The organism is Cetobacterium sp. NK01, from assembly GCF_024506395.1.
GTDB classification, from domain to species: Bacteria; Fusobacteriota; Fusobacteriia; order Fusobacteriales; family Fusobacteriaceae; genus Cetobacterium_A; species Cetobacterium_A somerae_A.
This window is the reverse complement of record NZ_JANIBO010000003.1, coordinates 26,044-44,982: the sequence shown is the minus strand read 5'-3', so window position 1 is coordinate 44,982 and position 18,939 is coordinate 26,044. Positions and strand designations below refer to the sequence as shown.

General features: G+C 28.1%; 22 protein-coding genes. 11 read left to right on the top strand and 11 right to left on the bottom strand.

Translation table 11 applies throughout. From position 1 onward, the window contains the following. The first annotated feature begins 5 nt into the window (after positions 1-5). The 7 genes from NON08_RS12305 to ilvD all read left to right on the top strand — a co-directional run bounded on the left by NON08_RS12305 (position 6) and on the right by ilvD (position 6,977). The gene (locus NON08_RS12305) at positions 6-1,289 is read left to right on the top strand and encodes a TRAP transporter large permease (RefSeq protein WP_256691906.1); all 1,284 of its coding nucleotides are present in this window, start codon (positions 6-8) and stop codon (positions 1,287-1,289) included. A gap of 10 nt (positions 1,290-1,299) precedes the next feature. Then, on the top strand, positions 1,300-2,451 hold the full coding sequence (dgoD, locus tag NON08_RS12300; RefSeq protein WP_256691905.1) for a galactonate dehydratase: 1,152 nt from the start codon (positions 1,300-1,302) through the stop codon (positions 2,449-2,451). Positions 2,452-2,514: 63 nt separating this feature from the next. Then, complete coding sequence (locus NON08_RS12295; protein WP_256691904.1) at positions 2,515-2,775, top strand: hypothetical protein; 261 nt, start codon at positions 2,515-2,517, stop codon at positions 2,773-2,775. A 26-nt stretch (positions 2,776-2,801) separates the two neighbouring features. Beyond that, entirely contained in the window at positions 2,802-4,367 is a 1,566-nt protein-coding gene (groL, locus tag NON08_RS12290) for a chaperonin GroEL (protein ID WP_256691903.1), read from the top strand. Between the two features lie 16 nt (positions 4,368-4,383). Then, entirely contained in the window at positions 4,384-4,575 is a 192-nt protein-coding gene (locus NON08_RS12285) for a hypothetical protein (RefSeq protein ID WP_256691902.1), read from the top strand. Between the two features lie 41 nt (positions 4,576-4,616). Further along, entirely contained in the window at positions 4,617-5,294 is a 678-nt protein-coding gene (locus NON08_RS12280) for an RraA family protein (RefSeq protein ID WP_256691901.1), read from the top strand. A 12-nt stretch (positions 5,295-5,306) separates the two neighbouring features. Next, the gene (ilvD, locus tag NON08_RS12275; protein ID WP_256691900.1) at positions 5,307-6,977 is read left to right on the top strand and encodes a dihydroxy-acid dehydratase; all 1,671 of its coding nucleotides are present in this window, start codon (positions 5,307-5,309) and stop codon (positions 6,975-6,977) included. Between the two features lie 575 nt (positions 6,978-7,552). Here ilvD and NON08_RS12270 read toward each other — a convergent pair. The 4 genes from NON08_RS12270 to NON08_RS12255 form a co-directional block, all read right to left on the bottom strand. Beyond that, positions 7,553-7,699 carry a hypothetical protein gene (locus NON08_RS12270; RefSeq protein WP_256691898.1) on the bottom strand — a complete coding sequence of 49 codons (147 nt, stop codon included), beginning with the start codon at positions 7,697-7,699 and terminating at the stop codon, positions 7,553-7,555. 626 nt (positions 7,700-8,325) lie between these two features. Beyond that, on the bottom strand, positions 8,326-8,898 hold the full coding sequence (locus tag NON08_RS12265) for a sigma-70 family RNA polymerase sigma factor (protein WP_256691896.1): 573 nt from the start codon (positions 8,896-8,898) through the stop codon (positions 8,326-8,328). 60 nt (positions 8,899-8,958) lie between these two features. Next, positions 8,959-9,159: a cold-shock protein gene (locus NON08_RS12260; RefSeq protein ID WP_256691895.1), complete on the bottom strand. Its 201-nt coding sequence runs from the start codon at positions 9,157-9,159 to the stop codon at positions 8,959-8,961. A 163-nt stretch (positions 9,160-9,322) separates the two neighbouring features. Then, positions 9,323-9,574: a hypothetical protein gene (locus tag NON08_RS12255; protein ID WP_256691894.1), complete on the bottom strand. Its 252-nt coding sequence runs from the start codon at positions 9,572-9,574 to the stop codon at positions 9,323-9,325. A gap of 173 nt (positions 9,575-9,747) precedes the next feature. On the opposite strand from NON08_RS12255, the gene NON08_RS12250 reads away from it, so the two are divergent. Continuing rightward, positions 9,748-10,113: a hypothetical protein gene (locus NON08_RS12250; RefSeq protein WP_256691893.1), complete on the top strand. Its 366-nt coding sequence runs from the start codon at positions 9,748-9,750 to the stop codon at positions 10,111-10,113. Between the two features lie 9 nt (positions 10,114-10,122). Next, complete coding sequence (locus NON08_RS12245; protein WP_256691891.1) at positions 10,123-10,374, top strand: hypothetical protein; 252 nt, start codon at positions 10,123-10,125, stop codon at positions 10,372-10,374. 146 nt (positions 10,375-10,520) lie between these two features. Here NON08_RS12245 and NON08_RS12240 read toward each other — a convergent pair whose 3' ends face one another. From NON08_RS12240 to NON08_RS12225, 4 genes are all read right to left on the bottom strand, one after another. Next, positions 10,521-10,964 (bottom strand): lysozyme inhibitor LprI family protein, encoded by a 444-nt coding sequence (locus NON08_RS12240; protein ID WP_256691890.1) that lies wholly within the window; start codon positions 10,962-10,964, stop codon positions 10,521-10,523. 33 nt (positions 10,965-10,997) lie between these two features. Further along, a complete protein-coding gene (locus tag NON08_RS12235; RefSeq protein WP_256691889.1) occupies positions 10,998-11,375 on the bottom strand; it encodes a PH domain-containing protein in 378 nt (125 codons plus the stop codon). 43 nt (positions 11,376-11,418) lie between these two features. Next, positions 11,419-11,652 (bottom strand): hypothetical protein, encoded by a 234-nt coding sequence (locus tag NON08_RS12230; protein WP_256691888.1) that lies wholly within the window; start codon positions 11,650-11,652, stop codon positions 11,419-11,421. Between the two features lie 71 nt (positions 11,653-11,723). Further along, positions 11,724-11,906: a hypothetical protein gene (locus NON08_RS12225; RefSeq protein ID WP_256691887.1), complete on the bottom strand. Its 183-nt coding sequence runs from the start codon at positions 11,904-11,906 to the stop codon at positions 11,724-11,726. A 305-nt stretch (positions 11,907-12,211) separates the two neighbouring features. Between NON08_RS12225 and istA the strand changes: the two genes are divergently transcribed. Beyond that, positions 12,212-13,717: an IS21 family transposase gene (gene istA, locus NON08_RS12220; protein ID WP_256691886.1), complete on the top strand. Its 1,506-nt coding sequence runs from the start codon at positions 12,212-12,214 to the stop codon at positions 13,715-13,717. Next, complete coding sequence (gene istB / locus NON08_RS12215; protein WP_256691885.1) at positions 13,718-14,452, top strand: IS21-like element helper ATPase IstB; 735 nt, start codon at positions 13,718-13,720, stop codon at positions 14,450-14,452. A gap of 430 nt (positions 14,453-14,882) precedes the next feature. Here the strand turns inward: istB and NON08_RS12210 are convergent, their stop codons facing one another. The 3 genes from NON08_RS12210 to NON08_RS12200 form a co-directional block, all read right to left on the bottom strand. Next, entirely contained in the window at positions 14,883-16,019 is a 1,137-nt protein-coding gene (locus NON08_RS12210) for a type I restriction enzyme HsdR N-terminal domain-containing protein (RefSeq protein ID WP_256691884.1), read from the bottom strand. 72 nt (positions 16,020-16,091) lie between these two features. Continuing rightward, positions 16,092-16,619 (bottom strand): hypothetical protein, encoded by a 528-nt coding sequence (locus NON08_RS12205; protein ID WP_256691883.1) that lies wholly within the window; start codon positions 16,617-16,619, stop codon positions 16,092-16,094. Positions 16,620-16,674: 55 nt separating this feature from the next. Continuing rightward, the gene (locus NON08_RS12200) at positions 16,675-18,906 is read right to left on the bottom strand and encodes a DUF262 domain-containing protein (protein WP_256691882.1); all 2,232 of its coding nucleotides are present in this window, start codon (positions 18,904-18,906) and stop codon (positions 16,675-16,677) included. Positions 18,907-18,939: the final 33 nt, after the last annotated feature.

Sequence of the window (18,939 nt, the reverse complement as noted above, 5' to 3'; positions counted from 1 at the left end):
TTAATATGCATATATTTGGAATAATGATGGCAGTATTTGGAATAACAATTTTTATGGGATTGCCAATAGCATATTCGATAGGTATCTCTGGTATAACAGCTTTAGTAATGAGCGGAATGAGCATTGAATTTATAGCTAAAACAGCATTTACAGGACTTGATAGCTATACGTTTTTAGCAATACCAATGTTTATTTTAGCAGGTCTTTTAATGGAAACAGGTGGAATATCAAAAAGATTAGTAAGGTTAGCTTCATCTTTGGTTGGAGATATTTATGGTGGATTAGGAATTGTAACAATCTTTGCATGTTTTTTCTTTGCTGCAATATCAGGGTCTTCACCAGCAACTGTTGCTGCGATAGGCTCAATGATGATTCCAGCAATGGAAAAAGAAAAATATGATACAGCATTTGCAGGGGCTTTAACTGCAGCAGCAGGGTCATTAGGAGTTTTAGTTCCACCATCTATAACAATGATTATTTATGCTATCACTGCTGAAGTTTCGATAGGTGAATTATTTATGGCAGGATTTTTGCCTGGTATTTTGATAGCTATAAGTTTGATGATAACAGTATATTTTATTTCTAAAAAAAAGGGATATAGGAATGTACATGCTAAAAAAGCTAATTTAAAAGATTTTTTAGCAGCTTTTTCAGATGCTAAATGGTCATTAGCAACTCCTTTAATTATATTAGGAGGAATTTATAGTGGTGTTTTTACTCCAACAGAATCAGCAATAGTAGCAGTTTTATATGCTTTCATTATAGGAGTATTTGTTCATAAAGAAATAAAATTAAAAGAGATTCCAGATATTTTAACAAAAGCAGCTTTAACTACTTCAACAGTCGTTATTATTTTAGGATTTGCCATAGCTTTTGCTAGATATTTGACTTTAGCGCAAATTCCTCAGCAGTTAGCACAAATAATATTAAGTTGGACAAATAATGTATATATGATTTATTTACTTTTTATTATATTAGCTTTTATAACAGGAACTTTTATGGCAACAGAAGCACAAATACTTATATTTACCCCAATGTTTTTGCCTATATTAAAAAATCTTGGAGTTTCTCCAATACATTTTGGAATTATATTTATAATAGCTGCACAATTAGGATTTTTGACACCTCCTGTAGGAGTTAATTTATTTGTCGCACAAGGATTAACGAATTGTTCAATGGTAACGATCTCCAGAAGAGTGGCACCATTTTTAGTAGCAATGACAATAACACAGCTGTTGTTGATGTTTTTTCCATCGATAGTTATGTTTGTACCAAAATTATTTTTTTAGGAGATGAATTATGAAAATTAAAAGTTATGAATTATTTGAAGTACCCCCAAGATGGCTTTTTTTAAAATTAGAAACTGATAATGGGATAGTGGGATGGGGAGAACCTGTTCTTGAAGGAAGAGCCTCTACCGTAAAAGCTGCAGTAAAAGAATTAATTGAAAATTATTTAATAGGAAAAAACCCTTTAGATATTGAGGATCATTGGAATGTAATGTATAGAGGTGGCTTTTATAGAGGTGGCGGAATTATGATGAGCGCCCTTGCAGGAATTGACCAAGCTTTATGGGATATAAAAGGAAAATATTTGAATCAACCTGTATATGAATTAATGGGTGGAAAATGTCGGGATAAAATGAAAGTATACTCTTGGATTGGTGGAGATCGACCAAATGATGTAGCAATGGCAGCAAAAGAAAAAAAAGATCAAGGATTTCAAGCGATTAAAATGAATGCTACAGAAGAGTTACAGTTTATAGATAGCTATGAAAAGGTAGATCAAGTTTTAGAACGAGTTGATGCTATAAGAAAAGCAACGGGAAAATATTTTGGAATTGCTGTTGATTTTCATGGAAGAGTACATAAGCCTATGGCAAAATTATTAGCTAAAAAATTAGAGCCATACGATTTGATGTTTATAGAAGAACCTGTGCTTTGCGAAAATAAAGAATCATTTAGAGATATTGCGAATTCTTGTTCAATTCCTTTAGCAACAGGAGAAAGATTATTTTCTAGATGGGATTTTAAAGAGATATTAAATAGTGGTTATATTGATATAATTCAACCAGATTTATCACATGCTGGTGGAATAACAGAAGTAAAAAAAATAGCAGCAATGGCAGAAGCATACGATGTAGCACTAGCTCCTCATTGTCCATTGGGACCAATAGCATTAGCATCATGTTTACATGTTGATGCGACGAGTTATAATGCAGTTATCCAAGAACAAAGTATGGGAATTCATTATAATCAGGGAAAAGATGTTTTAGATTATTTGATAAATAAAGAAGTTTTTGAATTTAAAGAAGGAATGGTCGATATTTTAACTGGTCCCGGATTAGGAGTAGATATAAACGAAGAATTAGTAAGAGAGTTGTCTAAACAAGAACACAATTGGAAAAATCCTATTTGGCGTCATAAGGATGGTTCATTTGCAGAATGGTAAAAATTAGGAAATAAGATGGGAGACGTAATTTACGTCACCCTTTTTTTAAAAAGGAGAATAAAAATGTTAAGACCAATTGGACAAAGAGTAATTATTAAAAAAAATGATTTAGAAAAAAAATCTAATAATGGAATTATATTGATTTCAAATCACAATGAAAAAATTGGAATAGGAATAGTGAAAAATATAAGTAAAGATTTAGAAAATAAAGAATTGAACATAGGAGACATAATTTATTTTAATAATAAAAGTGGAGTAGAAATTCAGTATAAAAATGAAACTTATATAGTTTTAGAAATTGAAGATATATATGCAATTAAATAATATATAAAAGGAATTAGGGAGAAATAATGGCAAAAATATTGAGTTTTAATACAGAAGCTAGAAAAAAACTAGAAAATGGTGTTAATCTAATAGCAGACGCTATAAAAGTTACACTGGGTCCTCGCGGAAGAAATGTAGTTTTAGAAAAAGAATTTGGATTACCATTAATAACAAATGATGGGGTCTCAATAGCAAAGGAAATAGAATTAGAAGATAAGTTTGAAAATATGGGAGCTCAATTAATTAAGGAAGTTGCGAGTAAATCAAATGATATAGCTGGTGATGGAACAACCACAGCTACAGTTTTAGCTCAAGCTATTGTTAAAGAAGGGTTAAAAGAAGTGAATAATGGACATAATCCAATGTTTATAAAAAAAGGTATAGAAAAAGCAACTAAGGAAGTTGTTAAAAACTTACAAAATATGGCAAAAAAAATAGAAACAAAGGAAGAGATTAGTCAAGTTGGAGAAATATCATCTGGAGATAAGGAGATTGGAAACTTGATTGCAGAAGCATTTGACTATGTAGGTGAAAATGGAGTTATAACAGTAGAAGAAGGTAATATATTAGACACCAAATTAAAAATAATAGAAGGAATGAGTTTAGAGAGAGGGTATCTATCTCCTCATATGGTTACAAATCAAGAGAAAATGGAAATTAACTTAGAAAATCCTTATATTCTTATAACTGATAAAAAAATTAATAATATAAAAGAATTACTTTACATTTTGGAAGAAGTTTCAAAAAATAACTTATCACTTTTAATAATAGCAGAAGATATAGAATCAGAGACATTAGCAACACTTATTGTTAATAAACTTAAGGGTAAATTAAATATTGCAGTAATAAAAGCTCCATCTTTTGGTGAAAATAGAAGTAACCTACTAGAAGATATTTCTTGTGCAGTTGGAACAGAATTAATTTCGAACGAAAAAATAATGAAATTAGAAGATATAAAGATTGAAAACTTAGGAAGAGCGACGCATATAAAAATAACAAAAGATAGAACTTTAATTTTGGGAGGAAAATCTAAAGAAATAGATATTCAAAATAGGATAGAGTTTCTTAAAAAACAAATAAAAAGCTCTTCATCAGAATATGATATAGAAAAATTAAAAGAAAGAATAGCAAAACTTTCAAAAGGTATTGCAGTTATAAAAGTTGGAGCTGCGACTGAAATTGAAATGAAAGAAAAGAAATTAAGAATAGAAGATGCTTTGAATGCAACACAAGCTGCAATAGAAGAAGGGATTGTTCCAGGTGGAGGAGTTGCACTGATTGAGATTAGTAAAAAAATAGAAAATTTAAAATTAGAGGGCGAGGAAGGGATAGGATTTGAGATTATTAAAAAAGCTATATTATCTCCACTAAAACAAATTATAGAAAATTCTGGATTAAATGGAGAAACTATAATTGAAAAAATTAAATCTCTACCCGAAGGAATTGGTTTTGATGCTTCAAAAGAAGAATATGTTAATATGATAGAAAAAGGTATTATTGATCCTGTAAAAGTAACACGAACTGCGATACAAAATGCCTCTTCAGTTGCTTCTTTAATTCTTACAACAGAAGTATTAATTGTAAATAAATAATGTTTTGAGGTGAGGAGTGGAAAGTATTATTTTACCAGAAAGTTTTGTTGATTTAACGATAAGTAATCAATTAAAAAAAGATTGTTTTAAATATAATAAAATAGTAATTATTGGAGGAGAAACAGCTCTAAAAAAAATAAATAATGTAATTGAAGAAGTTTTAATTTTAAAAGAAAAAGAAATTGAAAGTTTACAAGAGAAGAATTAAAAAATTAAGTTATTAATAAATTTAAGAAAGGAGAAAAAATTATGGAATGGGATAACGAAAAAGAGTTATTAGAGCTTATAAGAAAAGAGTTATATACATCTGTAGTTGGAGATATATGTGATGAAATAGATTATCATAATCAATTTCTATCTCAAGATATAAGACCTATAGAAACCCATAAAAGAGTTCCGGTAATGGTTGGAAGAGCTATGCCTGTTGTTGAAGTAAATGTTTTTGAAGAACCAAAAGAAGGGTTACCTTTTGGTAAAATGTTAGAAGCGTTAGATAACTTAAAAGAAAATGAAATTTATATTTGTGCAGGAGCAGCTAAAAATTATGCAACAATAGGAGAGTTAATGTGTACTGCTATGATTGCTAGAGGAGCAGTTGGAGCTATTAGTGATAGTTTTATAAGGGATGTAGAAGGAATTAAAGAATTAAATTTTCCGGTTTATTCTACTGGATTTTATGCTCAAGATCAAAGAGGGAGAGGAATGGTTATAGATTATAGAGTTCCAGTACAAATAAATGGAGTGAAGATAAATCCAGGAGATTTAATAATTGCAGATATAGATGGAGTTCTAGTTGTACCTAAAGAAAAGGAATTAGAAATAATAACCAAATCTTTGGAAAAAGCAAGAGGAGAAAAAATTGTTCAATTAAAAATAAAAGAAGGAATGTTGGCCTCAGAGGCATTTAAAAAATTTGGAATTATGTAGAGCGAGGGATGTATGGAAACAAAAACATTTAATAAGATATTTTCAGGAGATGAAGGGGCATTAAAAAGAGCTTTGTATAAGTCTATGGGATTTACAGATAGTCAATTAAAAAAACCCTTGATAGGTATAGCAAATTCATTCACTAGTGGTACACCAGGACATTATAATCTAAATGAAATTTCAAAAAAAGTAAAAGAGGGAATTATAGCAGCCGGAGGAACTCCTATAGAATTTGGAACAATCGCCCCATGCGATGGAATTGCTGAAGGTCATATTGGAATGAAATATATACTTCCTGCAAGAGAAATAATAGCTTCTTCAATAGAAATAATGGGAAGAGCTCATAATTTTGATGGAATTGTATTGCTAGGATCCTGTGATAAAATAGTTCCTGCGATGTTGATAGGAGCTGCAAGGTTGAAAATACCTGCTGTTTTTGTAAATGGTGGACCAATGTACCCAGCATATTATAATAATAAAGATTGGGATGGTAATATTATTACAGAAGCGATAGGTTGGAAAAAACAAAGATTAATTACAGAAGAAGAATTTAAAAATATAGAAGAAATAGCTGAACCATGTATTGGATCATGCTCAATGATGGGAACTGCAAATACCATGTGTTGTTTAGGAGAAGTTTTAGGATTAAGTATACCAGGCAGTGCTATGATTCCAGCTGTTGAAGCAAAACGATTTAGAATAGCAGTTGAATCTGGAGAAGCAATTGTAGAATTAATAAAAAATAAAATAAAATTCGAAGATATATTAACAAAAGATTCCTTTGATAATGCTCTTAAGTTTTTATTAGCTATGGGAGGGTCTACTAATGCGATATTACATTTACAAAGTATTTATAAAGAATATTTTGATGAAAATTTAACTTTAGAATATATATCTGAGATTTCAAAATCAATCCCAACAATTGCTTCTATATATCCTGCTTCAGAATATGATGTTATAGATTTTTATCGAGATGGTGGAGTTTTGTCAATTTTAAAAGAATTAGAAAGTAATTTGAATTTAAACTGTAAAAATATACTCAATAAAACACTAAAGAATATTCTTGAAGAAATATCATATGCTAAAAATAGAAATATGATTAAATCTTTTGATAATCCTTTTAATAATGAAAGTGGTGTAGATATCTTAAAAGGTAATTTAGCCATTGATGGTGCTATCTGCAAGCCAGCAGCAATTCCAGAAAATTTAAAATATTTTAAAGGAAAAGCGGTTGTATTTAATAGTGAAGAAGAAGCTAATAAAGCAATTATTTCAGGATATATTAAGGAAAAGTCGGTTATATTAATAAGATATGAAGGGCCAAAAGGAGGTCCTGGAATGCCTGAAATGTACAAACCAATGAAATATTTAGAGGGAATGGGTTTGTCTAGTAGTTGTGCTCTTATAACAGATGGAAGATTTTCAGGATCAAATAGAGGACTTTTTGTAGGACATATTTCTCCAGAGGCTTATGAAAAGGGAATAATTTCAATTGTTAAAAACGGTGATGAAATTATAATTGATATATATAATAATTTAATAACATTAAATGTAGATGAATTAGAAATAAAAAAAAGATACAAAAATTTAAAAGTACTAGTTAAAGAAGTCCCTAATGGATATTTAAAAATTTATAGAAAATTATGTACTTCTGCAGCGAATGGAGCTATTTTAAAATATTAGAATTTCTATTTATTTTAGAATTAATTTAAAATACGATTGAATTACTATATAATTTTTGCAAAAAAAAATCCTAAGATTAAAACCTAATCCAAATAATTATATTCCTCCATGGATTAATAAAATCAAGAATTAGGGCTAATTAAATATTTGTGTAAACCTTCAAGTTGGGGTAATATTAAATTATCTAACCTGGAGGTTTTTTTATGAGAAGAAATATGTCTGAGGAAAAAGAATTAAAGTAAGAGGAGGTTTTAAAACAAAATCCTTATTTCTAGTCCTGATGATCTTAATACTATTAAAAAAAATATGATGAAAATTATGGTAGAAGAATTTTACCAAGATGGGCTAGAAGAAGGGATGGGATGTATTAATCGCTTGTGCTGATGGACTTACAAAATTTTTCAATACTATAAACCTCAAATTAATCATTATCATACTTAATAGACCATCTATGAATAGCTCGTTATATAATCTAAAAAATTCGGATAATGAAGTATTCAATTCTTTAAATTTAAAAACAAAAAATTTTTTTAAAGCCATTCCACTATTCATATATAAATTCTTAAAAGCTTTTATTAGTCTATTTCATTAATTAATTTTTGAAAATTTGAGCTATCACCAATTTCTTCAGTTGGAGATAAAATTTTATCTTTCTCTATAGTAAATCTAATGTAGTAATAAATTATAAAAATTAAATATATATACTTTAACTTTTTAGTCATTAATTTAATTAAAAAAAGAAAAATATTTTTATACAAAAATTAAAAATTATTTGTAATAATTTTTAATTTTTGTTATTTATAATATGTATATAAAAAAAGATATACAACATTTTTGATATAAATATAAATATAAAAATAAGAACCGATTATTTTTGATCGATATTTTTTATAAAATTCTATAAATCTCGTATTCTCCTAATAATACGAGATTTATTTTATTGATTTTATTAAGATAGAGCTATATAGTTAAAATTAACATAAAAATACCGAGATACAAATTTATATAATGCGAGAAAAAATATAAAGAAAATTGAAGTAATAAAATAAGTAAAAAATAGATAAAAATTTATGATTCACATGTCTATTCTTTATTTTTTATTATAGGACAAAATTAAAATAGAAAAAAAGAATGGCATAGACTAAACCATTCTTTTTTGCGTATTTAAAAATTATAAAAGAAGTTTGATATTGTTTCATTTAAATTATACCATAAATTTTATTACAATTGAAACTCATTTTGTGTGAAACCACAATTTCATAAAAATAAATTAGCTATAACCAGAATTTTATTTATAGATTCACAATAATCTTATCATCGCTCTTTTTTAATGTAGAATATTTTTTACTTACTTTAAATAACTTTCAACATATATCTTTATTTTTTGCTTAGTTCTACAAATTGCATTATCTATTCTTTTTACTTTTTCATTTAATTTTTTAGATGTTTCCAAATATGTGTATCCTTGGCACATATATGGAAACACCTTTTTTTCAAGTGAAGTTAAATTTACATCTAAATATTTTTTTAACCCTTCTAGAAACTCTTTTCCTAAAATCATCTCTTCAGGAGAGTAGTAAGCTGATGACTTAAAGTAATGATCTATATCAATCTCTTCATCTACTGAACTATTATTTAGTGATAAATTTTTACTTGAATTATAGTTTTTAATAGCTGTGATTATCTGTCTTTTTATACATATACTTGCAAAATATGAAAAAGATACCTCTCTTTTTTTATCATATCCTTTTATAGCTTTCATTAAACCTATATATCCCTCTTGAAGTAAGTCGTTAGAGTCCCCACCTTTTAAATAAAACATTTTATTATACTTTAATATGTTTTTTTTATATTCCAAAAAAATTTTCTCTAACTCCTCTTCATCCCCATTTCTTGCTAAAATTACTCTTTCACCATCCATATAGTTTCCCCCTTGTATTAAAAAAAAAGAGTGAAACTTGATGTTCACTCTAAAATTGGCTTATCCTATTGTTACGTCTTTTGCTAGAGATCCTTTATCTGCTCCCTCAGCTCTAAAAGATACTTTTTGCCCCTCTTCTAAAACCCTAAACCCCTCAGCGTTTATTGCTGAAAAATGAACGAAATGATCCTCTCCATTCTCACAAGTTATAAATCCAAATCCCTTCTCTTTATTAAACCATTTAACTGTTCCTTTTAACATATTTCCCTCCCGATTTTAATAATGTTGGTTATATTATACAACGTAATTTTGATTATATCTATTAGAAGCTTTTTTAAATTTTTTTAAAATTTCTTCAAGAGATAAACAAGAAACTATTGTAACAAAAAAGTAGAGTCATAAACTCTACTTTTTTATTAACTTTTTACATATAACTTTCTATTAACTCCTCTATCTTTTTCACAGAAGATGATACTTTTCTTATAATATGCGAATCCACTACTCTACATATTCCATTCTTAGGATTAATTTGTAACTTCCATCCATCGTACTCTGCCAAAGTTTGCCAACTATCAATTTCTGATGTAAAAGAAAAACAAACCAAGGAGTCTTTAGATAAAAAATCTTCTATTTTTTCTGATGTAACTAAATCAATAAATTTATCTTGTAACGACATAAAAGCCTCCTCTTTAACTATAATTGATATTATATATACCCCATTTTTTTTAAAAAATCAAATTTTTTAAAATTTCAAATATAATTAGTCAATCTAAAAAAGATAATTGAATTCTTTTAGTAGAACCTTAAAAAGAGTTTAAAATTAAATATTTTTTATAAAGGAGTGTGAATATGAAAAGATTAATTATATTTTTAATACTGAATACTTTTGTATATGGAAAAGAACTCGTTTATACTAGTTTTCCTGAGACTTCTAGCTCTATTGACATAGTTGAGGGTTACAATAAATGGAAAAATCAAGTTTTAGATTTAAGATTAAATGAGGATTTAAGAGAACTTCAGCTTTTAAAATCCAAAGGAGAGATTCAAAAAGAACAGCTTAAATTTCTTTATAGAGATGCTGAATATAGAATTATTACAGAAAGAGAAAGCCTTAAAAATGATTTAATTCGAGCTAAAATATATTATTACTACCATAAACATCATAGAAAATACTACTACTATGACTTTAACTACAATATAATCTATTTAAATTAAGGAGGATGTATGTCAAAAAATACTTTTTTTGAAGATGACTATGAAGATTTTCCTGGAGAAAAACTTGATAAAGAACAACTTAATAATGATGAAGAGCTTGAAAAAGAAAATGCTTTAGAAGACGACTATGATGAAAATGAAGAGTGGGAAGATGAATTTAACGACTTTTACGAAGAGGATGAACTAGATTATGAAGAGCTTAGAGATGCTGAAAAGGGATTTAGACATACTCATATTCCAGATCCAGATTTTAATTTCTAATTGCTTTTTAACTTTAAAATAATTTTTTTATATAATTTTCAAACTTTTTTTATACAGTTTTCAGTCTAAATATTGTAACAAAAAAATGAGAACATAATTAATCCCCTTAAGAGCCTCTATCCCCCCCAGAGGCTCTTTCCTTTTTTTTAAAACAGCTCATCTCTTTGATCTCCTATATAACTAGCTAACTCTCTAATTCTATTTTCCATTAAATTTGTCATAACGCTTGGTGTAGATAGGCTCCAAATTGAGCCATCTTTTTTAGAATAGAGATTTGCTGCAAAAGCTATCTCTTTATCTCTAAACTTTATCCACTCCCTTTGAGAGTCTCTAAGAGCCACTTTTCCTTCGTCATCAAGAGTTACCATAAGCTCTTTATATACTTTATTTAAAACCTTATCTAACTCCTCATAGTACTCTTGCGTAGCTAATACCATCCCAGTTGTTGAATAATCTTTAGACATTTTTTCTTCACACTGTTTTTCTAATCTAGAAATCTCTTTTTCATAGTCATCTACTACGCTACCTAGTGAAGTTATAGATAAAGCTATAAAAAGTATAAAAATTGGCATTTTAAATCCGCCCTTCATAATCTCACCCCATATTTTAAAGTTACTTTCTATTTAAATTATCTTTTTTGTTAAAAATTTACCTATTTCTTTAATATCAATCCCTTTTAAAAACTTTATCTCTACTCCTGCTAAACCAGATACCCAAACTTTTAATTCTGCATCTAAATCAAATGTTCCTGAGGTCTCTATAGCAAAAGAATTTATTTTATTATATGGAATTGTATGGAAATCTATTTTTTTACCAGTTAATCCTTGAACATTAATTATAATCAACCTTTTATTTGTAAATAAAATTCTATCTCTAACAGCCATATATGCTAACTCCACTGTTTCAGTTTCTAGTAACATCTCCTCAAACTTTTCTGCTCCTTTTTTGGGATCCACTTTCTCATGCAATAAAATTGAAATATTTTTCGTATCCAAAGACATTTTCACTCCTCCTTTTTTATTTCTATATCTAAGAAACTATATTTTAAAACGACTCTAAATTTTTTACATATAGAACTAACCCTTCCCAGTTCTCAAAGTTCTTAACACTAGAGCCACCACTTTCTAATTCACACTGCATTATATAGTTTACCATAGAAGTTCCATCTTCATTATATGTACCGAATATAGTTAGTTTATAGGAGTTTAAATATCCACTTAATATACAACCTTCATCTACCACATCTTTATATTTATTTTCAAAACTTTCTAACTTCATAATTCCTCCATTACTAACTATCTTTACTTTTTAATTTTTCTCATTTTTAAATATTGCTAAAATAATCTCTCTTATTCTAGCTTCCACTCTCCAAACTTTTCCCATTTCTCATTTCTCATTTCATGAACTATAATTTTTTTATTTTTATCTAGCTGTTTTACTAAACTATTAATATAGCTAAAAGTTTCATCATAATCTTCTATCTCTTTAGATGATAAAATTTGTTCATTTTCTAATAGAATTATCCTATACATTCATTCCTCCATTTCATAAGTTATTTTATATTATATTTTCATAATTTATCTTATATATCCTTTTTATTATTAAAATTCACATAATTACACCAAAACGAAATTTTATTAATCTTGCTCAGATAACATTTTAATCGTTTTAAATTTGTACATTTATACACATTTGTTTATGGTAATATAAAAAGACAGCAGAAATGCAACTTAAAAAAGCAACACTTAGCATAAAAAAAGAGACCATTGACAAATAACCAAAATAACACTTTAATAAGTTAGACGACCAAATCTAATTATTAAGGAGTGTATAAAGGATGTTGCCAATGATCAATAAATATAATATCAAAACTATGTATTCTGTTCAAGGAAAATCTTTAAGAGAAATTGCTAGAGAAACTGGACATACTTTTAGAACTGTTAAAAAATATGCCTTAACTGAAGATTTTTCAGATAAAATTATTAGAAGACCAGGAGTAAGTTCGCTTGATCCATTTAAAGAAATAATTAATCAGTGGTTGATTAGTGATTTAGGTTCTCCTCGAAAACAGCGCCATACTGCTAAAAGAATTTTTGAAAGATTATGCGAAGAATTTTCGGATACTTTTAATATTAGCTATAGAACAGTTTGTAAATATGTGAATGAAAAGAAAAAAACTTTAAAAGATTTCTCAAATAAAAATATAGGACTTCTTTCTTTAACTCATTTACCTGGAGAAGCTCAGCTTGACTTTGGTGAAACGCAGTTTTCTATGAATGGAGAACTAATAAACGGTTATCATTTGGTAATTTCTTTCCCATATAGCAATCATTCATACGTTCAAATTTTTCCGAGTCAAAATCAAGAAGCTCTATTTCAAGGTATGAAAAATATATTTGATCATATTGGAAAAGTACCAAAAGAAATTTGGTTCGATAATATGTCTACTGCTGTTGCTCAAATAAAAAAAGGAAAAGAAAGAAAATTAACAGATAGATTTATTCAATTTATGACTCACTATGGGTTTAAAGCAAAATTTTGTAATCCTGCAAGTGGCAATGAAAAGGGACATGTTGAAAATAAAGTAGGCTATACTCGAAGAAATCTATTTGTACCTGTTCCCAACTTTGATTCTTTAAGCGATTTTAATAAAGAATTATTAATAAAATGTGAGCAAGACTCTAATAGAGATCATTACAAAAAAAATAAGAATATTAATGATCTTTTCAAAGTTGATTTATCAGAAATGATTCCTCTTAATTCATATGCTTTTGAAGTATATAAGTTACAAAAATATAAAAGTAATAAAGTTGGTTTTGTTAAATTCGAAAGTAACGATTATTCAGTTCTTCCAAATTTTTTAAGTAGTGAAGTTTGGTTAAAAATATTTGTTGATAAAATTGAAATTTTAGATAATAACTATAAACTTTTAACAGATCATAAAAGAATATATAAAAAAAATACAAAATCAACTAATTGGAAGGATTGGCTCAAAGTCTTAGAGCGAAAAATATCAGCACTTGAATACACTGATTTCTATCAAGAACTCCCTGAAATTTGGAAAATATATTTTAAATCTAAAGATTGCATTGAAAAAAGAAAAATTGTTTCAGCTCTTGCTGAAATGCTAATAAGCAGTGATTTAAGTATGGCAACAAGAGCGCTTGAATCTAATTTAGATAAAGGTATAAATGATATTTCATCGCTAATTACAACTTTTAGGGCATTTAATGAGCCAAATAAAATATATGCAGAGCTTAATCCTGATGAGATAAATACACCTTATCAAAATTCAATGGAACCAGAGTTATCAATATATGATATTTTAATGGGAGGGAACTAAATGGACACACTAGAAAAGTACTGTAAAAAACTTAAGTTAGGCAGTGAGATTTTAGAGGAATATGAATCTATTCCTCTAGATGATAAAAAAGATTTTTTAACAAACGTACTAGAAATAAGTATAAATTCTCAAGAAATTAGAAGAAAAAATAGGCTGATTGCTGAGGCTAAATTCGATGTTGTAAAAACATTCGAAGGCTATTGCTTTGATGACATACAGTTACCCGAAGGTTTAAATTTAGAGGAAATTAAAACTGGTAATTTCATAGAAAAGAGTCACAATTTAATTTTTTATGGTTCCGTAGGAACAGGAAAAACATATTTAGCAACAGCGATTGGTGTTGAAGCTTGTAATCAAGGCAAAAGGGTTAGATTTTTTAAGGTTGCTACTTTAATAAATGAATTAATAGACGCATATAATAAGGCAACACTTGGTAGATTTCTAAAGAATTTAAAAAAGTATGATCTAATTATTCTAGATGAACTGGGATATGTTCCAATAGGAGAAAAGGGCGCAGAACTGCTATTTCAAGTCATCGCTGATTGTTATGAGCGAAAAAGTTTAATTATCACAACTAATATTGAATTTTCTAAGTGGAATGGAATTTTCATGGATAAAAAAATTACAACTGCAATATTAGATAGAGTAATTCATTACGGACATTTAATAATTTTTAGTGGAGAAAGTTACAGATTAAAAAATGCTATATCAAGAAAAAATGGTGGTGCTCTTTAAAAATGCTACAGTGCTGCTAAAAAAAGTTGCAAAACACACACATTTTATGTATAATATATTTACCTGAACTTTTAATAATCTATTTAACTTCTCACAAGTTAAATAAAACTAAACAGGTACCTTTCCGGTACCTGTTTTTGTTATTTTAATATTTTTTATATGGCTAATTTTTAGAATAAGAATCCTTTTCCATAATAAAATTCAACTACTATAAAAAAAGTCATCAAAATAATAACTACATACTTTTTTGTTTTTTCAAATAATTTTTTTTCTAATTTACGTTAATTAAAAAAATTGTTACAAATGTGGAAGTTAAATTTTTTATTTTCTATGTATAGATTATGGGACCTTTATTGTGTATTTAATTTTGTTATACTTTTTATTTATAAATAATATTTCTGATAATCTCTTACTTATTTCTCCAACTTCTTTAACTCTGTTTTTCTATTTCTCTTATTTCATCTCTCAATAAAGAATATTCTATTAGATTAAAAATAAAATCCTTTATATCAGTTATTTTTGAATCTTTATCTAATTTCAAATCACCTAATATTATTCTATTATCATTCAGTATTCTTGGGCATTTCTCTTTTATATAATCTAATACTATTTGATTTTTTACAGATCCTTTATTTCCAACTGTCATTCTTCCACTATGAATAACTTGGTATCCATTTTTAATTTTCTTAAAAGTACTTTTAGTCAATCTCAGTTGTAATGAATGATGTTTTATTGTATTATCTTCTATTCCAACTAAGATATATCCAAAATTTATTCCTAGTGATATCGTATAATAGTTTTCTTTATATTTCACTAAAAAAATTCTATATAAACCATTCCAACCATCACCACTAGAATTTCCAAAGCTCTTATTTAAATTACCATTATCTTTTTCTATATATATTAAATCATTCCCACAATTTTCAAGTCTTACAGATGTATCATATAAAGAATCTATAAATTTTATTATCTCTATTTTTTCTTTATCATCTATATGCTCTGTTATAAGTGGGTAATAGCATTCTAATAAAAATTCTATATCATTATAATCTTCTTCGTTACATCTTATCCATTTTTGTTCCTTAATAATTTCTTGGCCTTTATTTAATAACATATCTGAATACTTAGGTATCTTCTCTAACTTCAGAAATTCATTATCATCTTCTTTATATTTTTCAATGTAAATATCAATTCCGTTTGTCATAGCTATATATTTGGGTTCTAAAACTTCATCATATTCTCTTAATTGCTCATATACTCCATTACACAAAGGTATCTTAGGCTCTTTACATTCAATAACTAATAATGGAGTTTTTTTATTATCAATCTCTTCGAATACAACTATATCTGCTCTTAATTTATTTCCACTTTCTATTCTTGACAATGGAAATTCTACCTCTAACATCTTCTCAGGAACATTAATTTCTTTTTGTAAAAATTCTATTACTTTTTGTCTCACTTCTTCTTCAGGAGTTACTTTTATTAATTTTTTTCTACTCTTACAATCAATAAATTCTTCTCCTTTTATTTTTATTTTATCTATTTTGTATTTATCCAAATTAAACATTATATTTGTTCCCCCTACTTATTAATGATAAACTTTACAAGGTCCACACCCTCTATTTTCACACCTTTTATTCTATATTTCTATACTTTTAACAACAGTTTCTACAATCTTATTGTATATATCTTTATCAATTATAGGGTACTCTATCTCAAATACCATAAAGTATGGTTCTGAATTTGCTACTAATTGAACTCTTTTATAAAAGATTTTATCATTAATAATACCTGAGATAATATATAACCCTTTTGACTCTTTCAACACTTTATACGTTACGTTTGCATTTCCATAATCATTGTACAATGTATAATAGTAATTATTTTCAACGTTCTTTAAAAGATTAGAATCATCAATTTCATCATTGATAAGAAGCAATGAATAAGTACCAAATATCAGCATCGAGGTTTCTTCATCAGGAGAAAGAAATTCTCTTCCATCATTATTTTCAGGAGGTGGTTGCATAAATAATATTTCAGCAGGATATTCTAAAGAAAATCCAAATCTACTATTAACATATTGTCTATATAAAACTCCATCCACTTCCCTTAAAGCAAAACAGTAAGTTGATACTATTAAGAATAAAGCATAAATTATTTTTTTCATAAAAAACCTCCAGTTTGAAATAAAATCCTAAATTAAATTACTGTTCCGGTTTATTCTATAAATTTGGATAGATATACTCTAAGATTTTTTTTACTGACTCTTCTCTTCTTTTTGCAGCATCTTCCTTTGTCCAGTGTTCAAGGCTTGTAATAGCTTTTACGACTTCATATTTGCTGTCTTTATACTTATTTTTTTTCTGTGAAAAATCATAATTACCTATTGATCTATTTATATTTGATTCCAGTATCATCAAATTTCCTATGCTGTTTATCTCATCTCCCCATATATCACGGACCTTTTCAGCATTATTACGGTCATTATAGGCCTGAATATGCTCTATATCTATATGATCTTTGAAAAAGTGCTTTATAAGGTTATCTGAAGTATACTCGTCAAGGTTTTCATGTAGCATAGCATATATTCTACAAAGTAAGTTTTTTGCTGTGGTCTTAGTTGCCAAAGGTTCGTTTATCTTGTTATTAAACCAGTGGGATATATTTCCTCCATGAGGATGAGTTTTAGTTACTTCTTCTATTTTTGAAAAAATTGCTTCCAGAGACTCTCCTTTGAGAACTCCAGCATATATTTCTTTCATAAACGTCATCATAATATTTATCTGTTTGTCATAGACAATACTATATACAGTAAAGAGCTTACACAGCTTTTTAATCAGCATGGATATCTCTGCTAAATTGAAATTTTGTTCTTTAAACAATCTGTAGTAGATAATTTTAAAGTGCTTTCCATATCTTGACCAGTAGATAAGCTGTTCTTCAAATTTTGCCTCTGTAGAAAGATTCTTACGTATCTCTTCCCATAAAAATCTGGCTTCAATAAGACTCTTTATGTCGGATAAATCTAACTTTATCTTATTAATATTTTCTTCTGAAAGAAGGTTGGAATAAAATTTGTTCCTAATCAGTCCGTCAAAGACCTTCTCAAAGAAGGAATCTGTTCCCATTTTAATAACAGTTGGTGGTAATTCATTTACTGAAATCAGATAATCTTTATACAGCTCTAAGATCTGACCCATTGTAATAGCAGTACCGTATTTTTTATTCTCTTCGATAACTTTTTTATATAACCCGTCTATTTCACTAAAAACTTCTTTCCCAACCTGGAGTGATTTCTTCATATATTCATAAATCTTTATTTTGAATACATCGGCTCCATTTAAATCCATTCCACTGGTATTTATAGTATCAAAAATATTCAGAGTTTCTGTAAGAGTTGCTCTGGTTTCTACAACGACAAACTTGAGGTTATTCTTTATATGGTCGATGAATTTCACTCTCATAGTGTTCAATATATCGTTACTACCTTCTACAAACTCAGCTATTGTCTTCAGATTTAATTCATAGATATTTGATGTTTCGATATCTACGGCTGAAAAGTCTCTTCCTCTGTATTGCTCAAAAAGTCTCTCAAAATTATCCTGCTGACCTCCTACATCAGTCTTGAAGTACGGCTTGGGATTTCCCTCTCTATCCTGTAGATACAGCATTAAAAGGTTTAGTGTTGTGAGACGCTGCTGCCCGTCAATAATATCAAACCCACCCTCCTCATTACTTCCTAGCTGAATGGTTCCTATAAACATATTTTTTCCCAAGGATTCCATTATTCCATTCAAAAATCTACTAATCTGAGCTTCCCCCCAAGAATAAGGCCTCTGATAGATAGGAATTGTAAGCTTCATATCTTTTTCTTCCAGTTCCTTTAAGTTAAGGCAGTAAGACTCTATAAAAAAGGACTCAGAGCTATCCTCGTAACTATCATCCTCTTCCTCTTCTTTCGTGGCTTTTTCTAAAAGTTTTCCTAAGGATTCTATTAGTCCTTCATTCTTAATATTATTTATAGGAGACTGGTAGGATCTGAATTTTGAGGTTATCTCTTTTATTATCTCACTGGTACCGTATTCATAGATTTTTATTGAATCAGGGCAAAGTCCTATTAGGTGTCCAAAATCTTCCTCCTCCAAAGAGAATTTATACTTTTCTTTCACCTTTCCAACTGTAAAACTATCCCACTTTGGGGCCCTAGGAATTACAATAAAATCCCCACTTTCCATATTCAGCATATTTTTTAGGTTATTATATTTGGATATTTTTCTTTCTTTAGATTCCTCTGACCAATAATAGTTTTCAATCCATACTTCCTGAGGAACACCCTGTCCTTCTTTATCTAGTAAAGACATATTGCTAACTCCCCACCCCTGCCGCAATCTTCCCTGTTCTAACTCCTTCAATACGAAGTCATTCCTATCTATCCTGAAGATATAATATTTCATGAAATTCTCCTTTTTTATTTATTAACAGACTGC